Annotated in this window: 14 protein-coding genes; all 14 read right to left on the bottom strand. The window is 67.7% G+C overall.

Going from position 1 to position 14,146, the window contains the following annotated elements; genetic code table 11:
• Positions 1-3: 3 nt before the first annotated feature.
• Positions 4-264 (bottom strand): acyl carrier protein, encoded by a 261-nt coding sequence (locus OB08_RS16225; RefSeq protein WP_461476563.1) that lies wholly within the window; start codon positions 262-264, stop codon positions 4-6.
• Positions 265-298: 34 nt separating this feature from the next.
• Complete coding sequence (locus OB08_RS16230; protein ID WP_461476565.1) at positions 299-625, bottom strand: hypothetical protein; 327 nt, start codon at positions 623-625, stop codon at positions 299-301.
• 8 nt (positions 626-633) lie between these two features.
• Complete coding sequence (locus tag OB08_RS16235) at positions 634-1,515, bottom strand: type III PLP-dependent enzyme domain-containing protein (RefSeq protein WP_461476567.1); 882 nt, start codon at positions 1,513-1,515, stop codon at positions 634-636.
• A gap of 42 nt (positions 1,516-1,557) precedes the next feature.
• On the bottom strand, positions 1,558-2,412 hold the full coding sequence (locus OB08_RS16240) for a GNAT family N-acetyltransferase (RefSeq protein ID WP_461476569.1): 855 nt from the start codon (positions 2,410-2,412) through the stop codon (positions 1,558-1,560).
• A 1-nt stretch (position 2,413) separates the two neighbouring features.
• A complete protein-coding gene (locus OB08_RS16245; RefSeq protein WP_461476571.1) occupies positions 2,414-3,814 on the bottom strand; it encodes an AMP-binding protein in 1,401 nt (466 codons plus the stop codon).
• Positions 3,815-3,839: 25 nt separating this feature from the next.
• A complete protein-coding gene (locus tag OB08_RS16250) occupies positions 3,840-5,243 on the bottom strand; it encodes a nucleotide sugar dehydrogenase (RefSeq protein WP_461476573.1) in 1,404 nt (467 codons plus the stop codon).
• The gene (locus OB08_RS16255) at positions 5,129-6,415 is read right to left on the bottom strand and encodes a glycosyltransferase family 4 protein (RefSeq protein WP_461476575.1); all 1,287 of its coding nucleotides are present in this window, start codon (positions 6,413-6,415) and stop codon (positions 5,129-5,131) included. The genes OB08_RS16250 and OB08_RS16255 overlap by 115 nt, the downstream gene beginning before the upstream one ends.
• Positions 6,416-6,575: 160 nt before the next feature.
• Entirely contained in the window at positions 6,576-8,069 is a 1,494-nt protein-coding gene (locus OB08_RS16260; RefSeq protein ID WP_461476577.1) for a lipopolysaccharide biosynthesis protein, read from the bottom strand.
• Positions 8,066-9,121 carry a glycosyltransferase family 2 protein gene (locus OB08_RS16265; protein WP_461476579.1) on the bottom strand — a complete coding sequence of 352 codons (1,056 nt, stop codon included), beginning with the start codon at positions 9,119-9,121 and terminating at the stop codon, positions 8,066-8,068. The genes OB08_RS16260 and OB08_RS16265 overlap by 4 nt, the downstream gene beginning before the upstream one ends.
• Positions 9,118-10,245 carry a DegT/DnrJ/EryC1/StrS family aminotransferase gene (locus tag OB08_RS16270; protein ID WP_461476581.1) on the bottom strand — a complete coding sequence of 376 codons (1,128 nt, stop codon included), beginning with the start codon at positions 10,243-10,245 and terminating at the stop codon, positions 9,118-9,120. Before OB08_RS16270 ends, OB08_RS16265 begins: the two co-directional genes overlap by 4 nt.
• The gene (locus tag OB08_RS16275; RefSeq protein WP_461476583.1) at positions 10,242-10,865 is read right to left on the bottom strand and encodes a NeuD/PglB/VioB family sugar acetyltransferase; all 624 of its coding nucleotides are present in this window, start codon (positions 10,863-10,865) and stop codon (positions 10,242-10,244) included. Before OB08_RS16275 ends, OB08_RS16270 begins: the two co-directional genes overlap by 4 nt.
• Positions 10,866-10,867: 2 nt before the next feature.
• Positions 10,868-12,010 (bottom strand): DegT/DnrJ/EryC1/StrS family aminotransferase, encoded by a 1,143-nt coding sequence (locus tag OB08_RS16280; protein ID WP_461476585.1) that lies wholly within the window; start codon positions 12,008-12,010, stop codon positions 10,868-10,870.
• A complete protein-coding gene (locus tag OB08_RS16285) occupies positions 12,007-13,002 on the bottom strand; it encodes an NAD-dependent epimerase/dehydratase family protein (RefSeq protein WP_461476587.1) in 996 nt (331 codons plus the stop codon). The genes OB08_RS16280 and OB08_RS16285 overlap by 4 nt, the downstream gene beginning before the upstream one ends.
• Positions 12,999-14,060 carry a Gfo/Idh/MocA family protein gene (locus OB08_RS16290; protein WP_461476589.1) on the bottom strand — a complete coding sequence of 354 codons (1,062 nt, stop codon included), beginning with the start codon at positions 14,058-14,060 and terminating at the stop codon, positions 12,999-13,001. The genes OB08_RS16285 and OB08_RS16290 overlap by 4 nt, the downstream gene beginning before the upstream one ends.
• Between the last annotated feature and the right edge of the window lie 86 nt (positions 14,061-14,146).

Genomic DNA, 14,146 nt, shown 5'->3' on the forward strand with positions numbered 1-14,146 from the left:
CCGTCAGGTTCGCCGGCGCTCGACGAACTCCGCGAGCGATCCGATCGTCTCGAACACGTCCTCCGTGAAGTCCTCGTCGGCGATCACGAACCCGAACTCTTCCTCGAGCGAGACGGCGAGTTCGAGCAGCGCGAGCGAGTCGAGCTCGGGCATGCTGCCGAAGAGGGCGGTCTCGGCATCCAGAGTGTCGGCGCGATCGGAGATCTCGAGCGTTCTCACGATGACGGCCTTGACGCTGTCGAGAGTGGCGCTGCTGACATTCATGTTCTTTCCCCCGGTGATTCGACGAGGCGGGCGATCATACGAGCACTTCCTGCGGCGCAGGATGGCTGAGAAAGGCCGTCGGACTCGCGGTGAGACCGTAGGCCCCAGCCTGGAACAGCACGATGAGATCGTCCACCTCGGCATGCGGCAGGTGAACCCCGTTTCCGAGAAGGTCCAGCGGCGTGCAGAGGCAACCCACCACCTGCACGGGCTCGACGTCCTCTGCATCCAGCCGTGCAGCGACCGCGATGGGATAGTTGCGCCTGATCACCTGGCCGAAGTTCCCCGACGCCGCCATCTGGTGGTGCATGCCCCCATCCACGACGAGGAAGGTCTTGCCCCGCGAGACCTTCCGGTCCACGACCCTCGTCACGTACACGCCGCACTCGCCGACGATGTAGCGACCCAGCTCGAGAACGACGCGCGCCTTGGGAAGCGTCGGCCGGATCCGGTCACGCAGCAGGTGCCCAGGTTCCGGCCCACAGCGCGCAGGTCGAGCGGGGCGTCGTTGTCGTAGTAAGGGATGCCCAGGCCCCCTCCGAGGTTCAGGTACGACACCGGCGAGCTGGTCTGATCGACCAGCTCGAGCAGCAGGTCGACCGTCTTGATCTGCGCGTCCAGGATGATGTCGGTGTGCAGATTCTGTGAGCCGGCGAACACGTGGAACCCGAGCAGGTCGACGTGCGCGAGTTCGAGCCTTCGAATCAGCGACGGCACGTCCTCCGAGTCGACGCCGAACTGCTGGGACCCGCCCCCCATCCGCATGCCGGATCCCTTCACCTCGAAGTCCGGGTTCACACGGATGGCCACCTGAGGACGGGCACCGATCTCGTCGCCGATCCGAGAAACCCGGTCCGCCTCCGTCGGCGACTCCACCTCGATGATCACCCCTGCCGCGACCGCCTGCGACAGCTCCGCGTTCGACTTCGCGGGCCCGGCGAAGCTGATCGCCCCCGCGCGGAGGGGCGTGTCCAGAGCGAGCTTCATCTCGGCCCCGGAGGCGACGTCGAGCGAGTCGACGATCCCGCTGAGGTGTTGCACAAGCGCCGGCATCGGGTTGGCTTTGACCGCGTAGCTGAGTTCGAGGTCGTCCGGAAGCTCTGCACGCAGGAGCGCGATCCGCTCGGTGAGCGCCGAACGGTCGTAGGCGAAGAACGGGGTGCTCCCCACTCGTCGGGCGAGACGCTCCACGGACATTCCGCCGAGCAGCATGCCACCGTCACGGGTCTCGAACCGAGGTCGATATGTCACTGTCTTTTCGCCTTCCTTCTCACGCGCCGCTGACGGGGACGATCACCACTCGAGGCACGTGAGCTCGCTGTAGAGGTAGTCGATCTGATCCGGAGTCAAGGCGTCGCTCTTGTACATCTTGGGTCGCGAACGGGTGAGAGCGATCGAGCCTCGGGGTGCTTCCCCCACCACACGACTCTCCAGCAGCGTCGCGGCGACGCCGTGCTGCAGAAGCAGGTGGCTCCCCACGGGACGGATCATCCGCTGGAACAGCGGCTTGTTGCCGACGTACAACATGGACGCGAAGGCTCGGATGCCTTTCCGGCTGTCCCTGCGGAAGACGACATAGCAGGACTCGTCGCCGCTCAACAGCAGGAGGTGTCGAGCCGCGCTCGTGGCACGGTGGTCTTCGTAGATCCTCCGCTCCGGGCCCACGAGCACTGATTCGATCTCGGCCGGCGCACTGCTGATCCGTGCTCCCCCGCGCGTCGGCCACGGGAGATTGACCAGGAGCCTCGTGGTCGTGTCCAGATCGATGAAACCGAGCTTCCGGTTCAGCGGGACGACGTTGCCGCTGGGGGAGAAGTCGGTGAAGTGGTAGCCGCTCTGGCGAAGAAGCGACATCAACAGCCGCAGCCCTTGAGCGCGGTGGCTGTCGTGCACGCACCACGCGCCGAGGTTGCAGAACTGCACGGGCTTTCCATCGATTGTGCGCTCCGAGTAGTAGGCCAGATACGCGCCCGCAACCTCCCCATCGCTACTGAGGAAGTATCCGTGATTCGGCGCCGACACCGTCCACGGAACTCTGAGCGCAGTGATCCACGCGTCAGTGCTCACGCTCGCGTTGAGGTTCTCGTGCATGAACCGTGCCACGGCGGGCAGGTCAGCCGTGGTGATGGGGTTCAACTCGACCGGCACGCTACCCCTCCCCTCGCGAGAGCAGGGACTCGGCGAGCGTGGAGGCCGCCGACTGATCGATCTTCCCATTCGTGAGTCGAGGCAGCCGGGGAACGGCGACCACCGCATCCGGGACGGACTCCGGTCGCAGCGACGCAGCCAACTCTCGACGGAGCCCGTCGACCTGTCCCGCTTCCCCTTCGACCATACTCAGGAGGTCGCCCGAGAGCGTCACGACCGTGTAGGAGGCGACGGCCCTCGCGCTTCGCAGGACGACGTCGATCTCATCCAGTCCGACGAAGCTGCCGTTGCGCTTGACGTGTCGCCCTGCCCTTCCGAGGCAGAAGAGGCTCCCCTCGACCTGCGCACCGATGTCTCCCGTCACGACGGTGTCCGTTCGCTCCCATCGGGGATAGTCGGGGGCGAGGCCGAACAGATATCCCTTGGGCAGATGCGGCGAACTGATGCTCAGCATGCGGTCGGCCCCGGACTGGACCAGGCGCGTCGTCCACTCACCGACTCGCCCGCGACCGATCGGCGCGCAGCCGCTCAGCGACGGCACGGTGCCGGCGGTACCCAGCCGGACAGAGCTGGCGAACCCGAGTGTCTCACTCGTGCCGTAGGTGTTGATCACTGCGGGGACACCGAACGCGAACGCTTGATCTGCGTGCGCGGCGTGGAGGCGATCACCGCCGGATCCCCACACGCGCAGTGCAGTCCCGCCTGGAGGGTGGCGTTCCGCTGTTGCGAGCTCGATGAATCGCGGCGCGAGGCGCACGTGGGTCGCCGCGACGCGATCGGTGAAGCGGAGGGGACGGAGCTGATCGCCCAGCGCGCCCGAGAGGTGTATCGCGGCGCCGCTCGCCAACGCGAGCAGCAGGTTGGTCATCGCCATGTCGTAGGCGGGGTGGGAGACCTCCGCCCAGGTGGCGTCGTGGTCGAGCTCGAGCGCCTCGGTGCCGGCCGGAGCGAATGCGGCGATGGCCGACCAGGAGGCCAGTACGGCTTTGGGCCCGCCTCCGGTGGACCCGGACGACCGCGCGACATAGCCAGGCTCGGCGATCGCGGCGGCGGCACCATCCTCGGCTGACCGCCGGACCCCGTGCGCGTCGATCATCACGTCCGGCCGCAGCGCCTTGAGGACGGCTTCGCGCCGATCCGCGGCAGCCGTCGGGTCGAGAAAGCAGATGGAGTAGTCCCCGAGTATCGCGGCGAGCAGGCTCACCACGGAGCCGGTGGACAGCGGCAGGCAGATCGCCGCAACGGGAGACGGGCGACGGGTGTGCCGCCGGATCGTCGCGGCCTCAGCTCGGGCGGCTGCCACGAGCTCCGCGTGGGTGAGAGAGCCCCTGGTGTCCGCCACGGCGAGACCGTGCGCGCTGTGTGCACGCGCGTCGAGCACGACATCCGCGAAAGCGTTCATCCAGCGACCCTCTCCTCGTCTTCAGTCATCGAGCGACGACAGGCGCGAGCTGCGGCCAGTGCCGCGCGGGTGTGTTCGCGTCGAGCACCGGGATCTCCGATGGAGCGAGAAAGTCGTCCGGTGTCCGATCGGAGCCCAAGATGATGCCCTCCACACCTTCAATCGCGGCGGCGCGCGACTCGAACAGGAGCCTCTCGAGGTGCGGCAGTCGGAGGCGGATGTACGACTCGTTGCTCCCGACGAGCTCCGGAGGGTGGACGACCGCGTCGTAGATGCGCACCTCGACGCCCTTGCCCGTCAGCGTCTCGGCGATGTCGACATACGGGCTCTCCCGAAGGTCGTCGGTTCCGCTCTTGAACGCCAGTCCGAAGAGCGCCACCCTCCGCCACCCGAGTGCGAGCACGTGGTCCACGACGCGCCGTGTGTGCGACGAGTTGCTGACGAGCAGGCTCTCCAGCAGGGGCGCGTCGACATCGACGCGGCGCGCCGCGTACGTCAACGCGCGAACGTCCTTTGGCAGACACGACCCGCCGAACGAACCTCCCGGCCGGAGGTACCGCTCGGAGATGTTGAGGATCTTGTCCTCGACGAACAGGGCCATCAGCGTGTCCGCGTCGACTCCGTACGCGTCGGCGAACCGAGCGATCTCGTTCGCGAACGTGATCTTCACGGCGTGGAAGGCATTGCTCGCGTACTTGACGGACTCCGCTGTCGCTACTGTGACATGGCGTATCGGCGCACCAACGGACTCGAACAGCCGGATGACGGTATTCAACGTCACGTCGTCGTCGGTCCCGATGATCGTGAAGGGCGGATGCCGGAAGTCGTCGATCGCCGTCGACTCTCGAAGGAACTCCGGACAGTAGGCGACACCGTATCGACCGCCGTTCACGACGGGCAGACGAGACTCGACGAGACGTTCGGTCGTACCGGGCAGAAGGGTGCTCCGTATGATGATGGCGAGGCGACCGGCCGCCCCGCTGCCGTCGAGGAACTCTGCGATCTCCGCGAGCACCGTCTCGACGAAGCCGGTGACCAACGAGCCGTTCGGCGCGGAGGGCGTTCCTACGCAGATCACCGCGGCCTCGGCGCCAGTCAGGGCGCCGGCGACGTCAGTGGTCGCCGTCAAGCGCCCGGAGTCGACCACGCCGCGAATGAGGGCACTCAGCCCCGGCTCCGCCAGCGGTGCGTTCCCCCGCATGATGGCGTCGACCTTCGCCTGCGCGACGTCGACGCCGACGACCTCGTGTCCCGCATCCGCCAGGCAGGAAGCGGTCACGCTGCCCACGTACCCGAGCCCGAAAACTGCAACTCTCATGTGGCCACACTCCTCAATCTCCGTTGCGGCGAAGGGTGCGCAGCAGACATGCGCGCCGTCGTCAATCGGCTGTATGCAGAGATGAGCCTCTCGGCTTGGATCTCCCAGCACAGGACTTCCTCGAATCGAGTCCGCCCGGCGTCGCCCATCGCTCGCGCGAGTTCCGGGTCTTTCAGCACTCGCTCCACCGCGTGGGCGAAGCTTCGCGCGTCGTTGTCGCGGTCGGCATACACCGAAGCGTCCCCGGCCGAATAGCGGCCCTCGCGCACGTCGAACTGCACGATCGCCCTTCCCAGCGCCATGTACTCGATGATCTTGTTCATCGTCGACAGGTCGTTCATGGCGTTGACCTCGTCCGGATTCACGCAGACGTCGGCATCGGCGAGGATGCTCTTCATCTGACCGTCAGGCACGCGCCCGTGGAATTCGATCCGATCTGCCACCCCGCCACGACGCGCGAGTCCCTCCAGTCGATCTCGGTCGGGCCCCGAGCCGATCAGCGCGAGATGCACATCCATGTGCCGTTCCGCGACGAGGATCTTGACGGCATCGATCAGATACTCGATCCCCTCCTGTCGCCCCATCACGCCGACGTAGCCGAGCAGGAACCGGCGGCCGCGATGCCAGTCCTCACCGGTCGGGCGATACGCAGCCCACGAGCGGTGAGGCCCGGAGCGCACGACCGTCACGTCTTCCCCGCTGAAGCGGCCCCGACGCATCGCGATGTCACGGTAGCTGTCGTTCGTCGAGATCACATGATCCGCCCATGCGTACGTACGGCGCTCGAAGAACCGCGCGACACCGGCGACCAGCCAGGGCAGCGGCATCCGTTTCGCTGCGACGAGTTCGGGGCCGAGGTCATGTTGATCGAACACCAGCACGCTGCCGTCCTTGCGCTTTGCGCGTTTGGCGACGAGATAGAGAAGGTCCGGCGGATTGCAGAAGTGAACGATGTCGAACGGTCTGCTGATCCGCAGGCGCTCGAAGACATCGGCCATGCGCCGGAGCGAAACCCCGTACTCATCGAAGTAGCCGAGCAGGCCTTTGGCCTCGCGCGGCGCCTCATACCTCTGCACGGTGACCCCCTCGATGACGAAGTCGCCCACGGGATGACGCTGATCGCTCGGACAGACGACGGTCACATCGGCGCCGGCGTCCGCCAGCGAGGTCGCCTCCTGCCACACACGACGGTCGAACGGCACCGGCAGGTTCTGCACGAGGATTGCGATCCTCGTTCCCCGCAGTGACCGGGACACATGCTCGCGATCGAGTTCCACGATCACGCCCCTCTCCTGTATCGGCGAACGATGGGGATGCGCGCGCCGACATTCCACTGCGCGACCACGGTGAGCGCGTCCCGGATCACCCGGGGCGACAACAGCGCACGTTCCGCGGCTCCCGCGTTTGACGGGGTCGGGGCCATGGATCTTTCTTGAACGCAGCTCACTGCTCCTCCTTCGTCTTGCTGAACCGCCCCGTTCTCGACCGCGCGAGTCGGACGATGTCGTCGAACTCGGGGCGCATGACGACGCGCATCGCTGCGACGAACACCGCCAGGACGACGATCCCCGTCACCGCAATGGCCGCGACCGGGACGACGTCGCGCAGCGCTGCGTCAGCGAACACCCCGGCGCCCGCGCTCAGCGCGGCGCACAGTCCGGCCCGCAGCCCGGCGGCCGCGAGATCGGTCCATCGCATCCTGACGAGCGGCGCAACGATCGGCCAACGTCCCAGAGTGGCCACGACGGCAACCGCCAAGAACCCCCAGCACCACGCGACGAGCCCGTGCGGCGCGGTGACGAGTGCGACGCCGACGGTGGCGACATCGACGACCACGGCGAAGACCAACCACGCGCCGGGGCGCCCGAGCCCGTAGAGAAGCCCATGATCGAGCATGGCCACCATCGTCAGGATGCCGGTGATAGCGAGCACCTGCGCGGGGACGACGCTCGCATCCCACTGGTCGCCGAACACGAACGGCACCAGTTCGGGCGAGCTCACGCACAGGAAGATCATCACGGGCACGACAGCCGCGTATGTCAGCCCGAGGGCACGTCGGTACCCGCCGCGCAGTCGGACGGGATCGGTGCGCACGCGTGAGAAGACCACGGTCGAGACCGGGAGCACGGCCGCCGCGGTGACATCCTGAGCGATCTGGACGAGGCGCTGTGCGATGCTGAGATAGCCCAGGCCCGTCGCGCCGACGAACGCCGCGATGATCGCGTACTCGGCCCATTGGCGGAGCAGCCCGAAGAGATCGACGCCCACGACCTTGGCGCCGAAGGCCGTCATACGGAAGAACTCCACGCGGGAGAAGCGGAAGCTCGGCAGCCATCCCGCCGCGATCCCGGCGCACACCGTGGTGATCAGCTGGAAGACGAGCATCTGCGCGACCAGTGCCCAGACCCCGAAGCCGAGGAGCGCCATCCCGATCGCGGTCACCTGACCGCCGATGCTGGCCGCGAAGGACTGGATAGCCAGCGCCCGGAACCGCAGCCTGCGGCGAAGCAGGGCGATCGAGACCGAGCTCAGGGTCACGAGCACGACGAGGGGAGCGAGTGCGCGCACGACGTCTGCGGCTTGGGGGACGCGGAAAATCCAGGCCAGCAGCGGGGCGGCGGCGAAGAGCCCGCCCGCGAGGATGAGCCCGGCGATCGAGGAGAACCAGAACGCCGTGCTGAGCAGGCGCTGCTCGATGTCTCGGGCCTGCGCGACGTACGTGGAGAATCCCATGTCGGCGAGCAGGTAGGCGATGGGCAGTATCGCTGTTGCGACGGCGACCGTGCCGAACTCCGCGGGGGTCAGCATCCGCGTCAGAATCGCGATGGTCACGAACCCGCCGACTCTCGCGATCCACTTCTGCGACGCACTCCAGAGGACGGCCGTGACGGCCTGGTGTGCGAGCGGCCCGGCGCCCTCGCCCTGACCGCCATTCATAGCCCGGACCTCAGCTCACGCTGATAGCGGACCTTCCACCGCAGGCGCCCGGCTCCTCGCAGGGGTGCCCGCAGGCCCATGTCGATGGCTCTGCGATAGATGCTCCGCAGGACTCGATCGTCCGGGTCGGATTCCGCGGCGAAGCGTAGCAGCGCGTCCACGGACTGCGGCGGCTCGGAGACCGGGAGGAGCACCGTTCTGCGGATGGCCTCCCGGCCTATGGCACGGCGCGCGCGCTGCTGCAGAATGGCCGGCTCGCGGATCAGTCCGTGATCCTCGCGGAAGAAGGTGTCGAAGGTATCCCGCACCGCCGAGTAGTCGTCCAGCAGCCCGCCGAACTGGACGCTGTGCATGTTGCCCCGATGCACCCGGTAGAACGCCTGAACGGTTCCATTGACACGCCCGACGTCGGCCCGCGCCGCCGCACGGAGCCAGAGGTAGAGGTCAGCGGAGTGCGGAAAGCGTGCGTCGTACCCCCCGATGCTCGCCAGGACATCGCGACGCATGACCACCTCGGGGTTCATGATCACGTTGCGGCCGCGACGCGCGGTGAGGCTCAGCCACTCGCCGCCGCGCCAGACGGTCCACGACTCCTTCGCGCCCGCCCAGCTCGACGGCGAGGCTTGCCCGGGCGGCAGATGATCCTCGAACGTACGGACGTCTCCGTACACGAGTCCGACGCTCGGCTCAGCCTCCATGAGAGCCACGGATCTCGCGAGGCTTCCCGGCGCGAGCGCGTCATCCGCCGACAACAGCACCACGTACTTTCCGGTCGCGGCGGCGAGACCTTCGTTGTAGCTCGCGATGTGCCCCCTGTTCACCGCGTGCTCGATCAGGGCCACGCGGTCGTCCTTTTCGGCGAGTTCGCGCGCCACCGCTGCGCTTCCGTCCGTCGAGGCGTCGTCGACGATGATCACGTCGACCGCGCACTCGCCCTGGCCGAGCGCCGAGGCCAGAGCGAAGGGGAGGAACTCGCCGTAATTGAAATGCGGTATGACGACCGTGACGGTCGGCTTCGCACCGAGCGGGACGGGTCGACGCTTCGTGTTCACGCCGCCCTCCTCGCCGCGAGCACCGCGTTCTGGAGCGCGTTCGCGACGGCCTGGAGGTGGTCTCGCGTCAGGTGAGGGAACATTGGAAGCGAGAGGATCTCGCCCGCGGCCTTCTCCGCGACGGGAAACTCCCCGCGCGAGTGACCGAGCCGCGAGTATGCCGCCGTCAGATGGACCGGCGTGGGGTAGTGGATCCCTACGCCGATGTCGGCAGCGCCGAGCTGGGTCACCACGCGATCGCGCCCATCGACGCGGATGACGTACAGGTGCCACACGTCCTCGTTGCCCGGTCGGACGGCGGGCAGGCGCACCCCGTCGATGCCCTCCAGCAGCTCCCCGTACCTCCGCGCCGCTTCGCATCGCGCGGCGTTCCAGGTATCGAGTCGGCGCAGCTTGGCGCGCAGCACGGCCGCCTGGACGGCATCCAGCCGTGCATTCATTCCGATACTGGCATGAACGTACTTCGTGGAGCTTCCATGGCATGCCAGCTTGCGGACTTGGGCTGCGACGTCAGGGTCATCCGTCATCACCGCTCCCGCGTCCCCCGCAGCACCGAGGTTCTTTCCCGGGTAGAAGCTCGTCGCGGCCACACGGCCTAGAGCACCGGCGCGCCCGGCGGATCCGGAGGCACCCTGCGACTGCGCGGCATCCTCGACGACATCCAGGCCGTACTTGTCGGCGATCGGGGTGATGCGCTCCATCGGGGCGGTCTGACCGAAAAGATGAACAGGTGTGATCACCTTCGTGCGAGAGGTGATCGCCGCCTCGACCGCCTCGGGGTCGATCAGCAGGTGATCGTCGTCCACGTCCACGAAGACCGGCACCGCCCCGATCCGCGACGCGGCCTCCGCCGTCGCGATGAATGTGTTCGCCGGCATGATGATCTCGTCGCCCGGGCCGACTCCGATCGAGCGGTAGGCGAGCTCGAGCGCGTCCGTGCCGTTAGAAACACCGACGACGTGCTCGACGCCGATGTACTCGGCATACTCGTGCTCGAACGCCTCGACCTCGGGTCCTCCGATGAACGACGCCGCAGTCAGTTGATCGCGCCAGACGGCGATCACTTCATCGGCGACCTCCGCCTGCTGCGCGGCGAGGTCGAGGAAGGGGACCGGGATGCTCACGCCGACTGTCCGATCTCGCGTGCGGGCACGCCCGCCCACGTGACGCCGGCGGGCACGTCGTCGAGCACGACCGCCCCCATGCCCACGGTCGCCGCCGCGCCGACACGGAGCCCCTGGCGCACGGATGCGTTCATGCCCAGGTAGGCCGCTTCGGCGACGCGCACGGATCCGCCGAGGCACACACCCGCCGCGAGCGTCGCGAAATCCTCGAGGACATCGTCGTGCGTGATCGTGCAGTTCGGCATGACGACGATGTGCCGCCCCAGCACGGCGTCCGCGGTCACCACCACGTTGTCGAGCACGATCGTGCCGGAGCCCACGCTGCTCGAGGAGCCGATCCGAGCGGATCGGCTGACGAACGTGGCGTACCGATCCTCGCCAACCCCGGAGTCGTGAAGTCGACGGACCACGCTGCGACGCGCATGGCTGCGTCCCACGCACACCAGCAGCGCCTCCGTGCGAGCGGCGGCGGCGAGGACGGCCCCCACGACAGGCACCCCGGCGATGTCGGTTCCTTGCAGATCCGCGTCGTCGTCGAGGATGCCGACGACACCGGTGATTCCCGCGGAGAGCACCTCGCGCGCAAGGCCGCTCGCTCCGATCAGAAGAATTCCGTCCACAGCTACCCTGCTCCGTTCGGCGAACGGAGGACGGCGATCACGCGATCTTGATCCTCCTCGGTCAACTGGTGGTACAGGGGCAGGATCACGGTGTTGTCGCTGAGGCGCTCGGAGGCCGGCAGCCCGGCGTCCGGAGTGAGCTCCATGAACGGCGGCTGGCGATGCGAGGCCATGATTCCGCGCCGGGCGGAGATGTCCGCGTCCGCGAGCGCCTCGAGGAGACCCTCGCGGCCGGTCGGATAGTCGGCTGCGACTTCGACCCAGAACGATTGGAAGTTGCCCCTGCCGCAGTCGGGGTCCCCCACTGCCCGGAGGCCGGCGATCTCGTCGATCGCCGCCCGGTAGCGCTCCGCGATCTCGCGCCGACGCGCGACCATCCGCGGAAGCCGTCCGAGCTGCACGAGGCCGAGGGCGGCCTGCAGGTCGGTCATCCGATAGTTGAACCCGACCTCGGTGTACTCCTCGGCCGGCGGCAGAACCGACGTGTGGCGATCGACCGCCGAGACGCTCATCGCGTGCTCACGAAGGTGCCGCGCGCGATCTGCCCAGCCCGGGTTCGAGGTGGTGAGCATACCCCCTTCGCCGGTCGTGAGCAGCTTGCGCGGATGGAAGGACCACGCGGCGATCTCGGCGCCCGCACCGACCGGAAGGCCCTTGTAGATCGACCCGGCGCCACACGCGGCATCCTCGATGACGACGATGTTCAGCTGATCGGTGAACGAGCGGATGTCGTCGATGTCGACGGGCACCCCGCCTTGATCCACGGCGATGACGGCACGCGTCTGCGGTGTCAGCGCTTCGGCGACGGTGTGGCCCGTGACGTTGCCCGTCACCGGGTCGATGTCGGCGAACACGGGGTTCGCGCCGACGTACCGCACCACGTTCGTGGTGGCGATGAAGGAGAAGGACGGCACGACGACGTCATCCCCCGGACCGACCCCCGACACGATGAGCGCGAGATGCAGCGCCGTCGTGCAGCTGCTGGTGGCCACCGCATACCGGGAGTGCATCGCCTTCGCGAACGCCTGCTCGAATTGCTCGACCCGCGGGCCTTGGGCGATCCAGCCGCTCGCGATGGCCTCGGCGACGGCATCCGCCTCCTCCTGGCCCAGCCAAGGGACCATGACGTTGATGCGGTTGCTCATGTGAGGGTCGCCTCTCGGCCCGCGGTGATCTCGTCGCGCAGCGGCCGCCACCACTCGACCAGCTGCCGGAGCCCTTCTTCGATGCCGATCGTCGCCTCGAAACCGAGATCGCGCTTCGCCGCCGCCGTATCGGCGAGGCGCCGCACCACGCCGTTCACGGCGCGGCCCGGGCCGTGCTCGACACCGAGGCCGGAACCCATCACGCGCAGGAGCGCCTCGGCGAGCTCGAGCAGGCTCGTCTCCGTGCCGCTGGCGATGTTGTAGGTACCCTCGACGATGTCGCTCTGAGCAGCGAGGACGTTGGCGCGGGCGACGTCGGGCACGCACACGAAGTCCATCGTCTGCATGCCGTCGCCGAAGATCAGCGGCGGCCTGCCGTCGGCGATGCGCTCCATCCAGCGCACCAGGACCTCCGTGTACAGTCCGTGCACGTCCATGCGCGGGCCGTACACGTTGAAGTAGCGAAGCAGTGCATAGTCGAGGCCCCGCATGGCCCGGAAGCTGCGGACGAGACCCTCGTTGAAGGTCTTTGCCGCGCCGTAGAGCGTGTCGTTGTTCTCGTGATGATGGCGCTCGGTCGTCGGGAACTCCTCCGCCATTCCGTACACCGACGCGCTCGACGCGGTGATGAGCTTCTTCACGCGATGTCTCGCGGCGGACTCGACGACGTTGAAGGTGCCGTCGACGAGTACCTCGAGTGCGAGTCGCGGCTCCTCGGCGCACTGGGTGATCCGGATCGCCGCCTGATGGAAGACGAGGTCCTTGTCCACGGTCAGGTCGTCGACCAGGCGCGCGTCGCGGATGTCGCCCTCGACGAGCTCGACCCGCCCCGTCTCCGCAGCGGAGTCGAGGTTGGCGCGGCGCCCGCGGATGAGGTTGTCGAGCACATCGACGTGTGCGACTCCTGCCGCGAGCAGTTGGTCGACGATGGTAGAACCGATCGTGCCCGCTCCGCCGGTGACGAGGACGCGGGTGCCTTCGAGGTCGGTCATACTCCCTGAACTTCCGTGAGAAGGGTCTCCACGGGGCGGGGTGCGCCGAACACGCGTGCACTGGCCGACGCTGCTTCGAGCACCGACAGGACGCGGAGACCGGCGTCACCGCTTGTGCGCGCCGGCCGTCCCTCCCGGATGGCGGCAGCGAATTCGCCTGCGACCGCGGCGAGCGCTTCGCGTTCCGGCAGCGCCGGTGCCCACGTATCACCGAGCCGGTACGCGATGTTCGAAGCCCGGCTGTCGGCCGTCTCCTTGGACTGCAGGGCAAGATCGACCCCGCGGTCGTAGACGCTGACCCTCTGCTGCGGATTGAGGTCGTCCCACACCAGGGTGCGCTTAGTGCCGCCGATGACCATCTGGCGGATCTTCGTCGGGCTCAGCCAGTTGACGTGCACGTGGGCGATGCCGCCGCTGACGAGAGGCATCGCGAGATATCCGATGCAGGCCTTGCCCGTCTCGAGCGGGTCGGCGCCGTGCGCCGAGACGGACGTGACGTCGAGCCCGCCCGGGAGGACGAAGTCCATGATCGAGAGGTCGTGCGGAGCGAGGTCCCAGAACACGTCGACGTCGGGCTGGATCAGTCCGAGATTGATACGGACGCTGTCGACGAAAAGGATCTCGCCCAGTGCACCGTCTTCGATGAGCTCGCGGATCTTGAGCACCGCCGGCGTGTAGCAGTAGGTGTGGTCGGCCATGAGCACGAGATCGTTCTGCCGAGCACGCTCGACCATCTCGACACCGCGCTCGCGTGTGTCGGCGACCGGCTTCTCGACGATGACATGCTTGCCCGCGTCGAGCGCGGCCAGCGCGACCCGGTGGTGCGTGCGGGCTGGTGTGGCGATGGCGACCGCGTCGATGGTCGGATCCGCGAGGATGTCCTCGACATCGGCCGTCACGGCGACTCCGCCGATGGCGTCCGACACCCGCCGCGCCCGCGCGAGATCCAGGTCGCAGATCGCGGCCAGGTCCCATTCGGTCGAGGCACGGAAGTTCCGGGCGAGGTTCGGCCCCCAGTACCCCGCGCCGATCACCGCGGTCCTCAATCTCGTCGCCATGTGGAGTCCCCCAATCTGTTCTCCCCCGGTCACCCACCGGAGCGGTCAGCTCATCACCCGCGCGTTCGCGTCATCTGCTCGCCTGG

The sequence above is a fragment of the Microbacterium sp. HJ5 genome, assembly GCF_054824025.1.

Excerpts from the sequence above, each read along its gene's own strand:
- OB08_RS16225 (WP_461476563.1), bottom strand. The coding sequence starts at position 264 with ATGAATGTCAGCAGCGCCACTCTCGACAGCGTCAAGGCCGTCATCGTG.
- OB08_RS16245 (WP_461476571.1), bottom strand. The coding sequence starts at position 3,814 with ATGAACGCTTTCGCGGATGTCGTGCTCGACGCGCGTGCACACAGCGCG.
- OB08_RS16260 (WP_461476577.1), bottom strand. The coding sequence starts at position 8,069 with ATGAATGGCGGTCAGGGCGAGGGCGCCGGGCCGCTCGCACACCAGGCC.
- OB08_RS16280 (WP_461476585.1), bottom strand. The coding sequence starts at position 12,010 with ATGAGCAACCGCATCAACGTCATGGTCCCTTGGCTGGGCCAGGAGGAG.
- OB08_RS16285 (WP_461476587.1), bottom strand. The coding sequence starts at position 13,002 with ATGACCGACCTCGAAGGCACCCGCGTCCTCGTCACCGGCGGAGCGGGC.
- OB08_RS16290 (WP_461476589.1), bottom strand. The coding sequence starts at position 14,060 with ATGGCGACGAGATTGAGGACCGCGGTGATCGGCGCGGGGTACTGGGGG.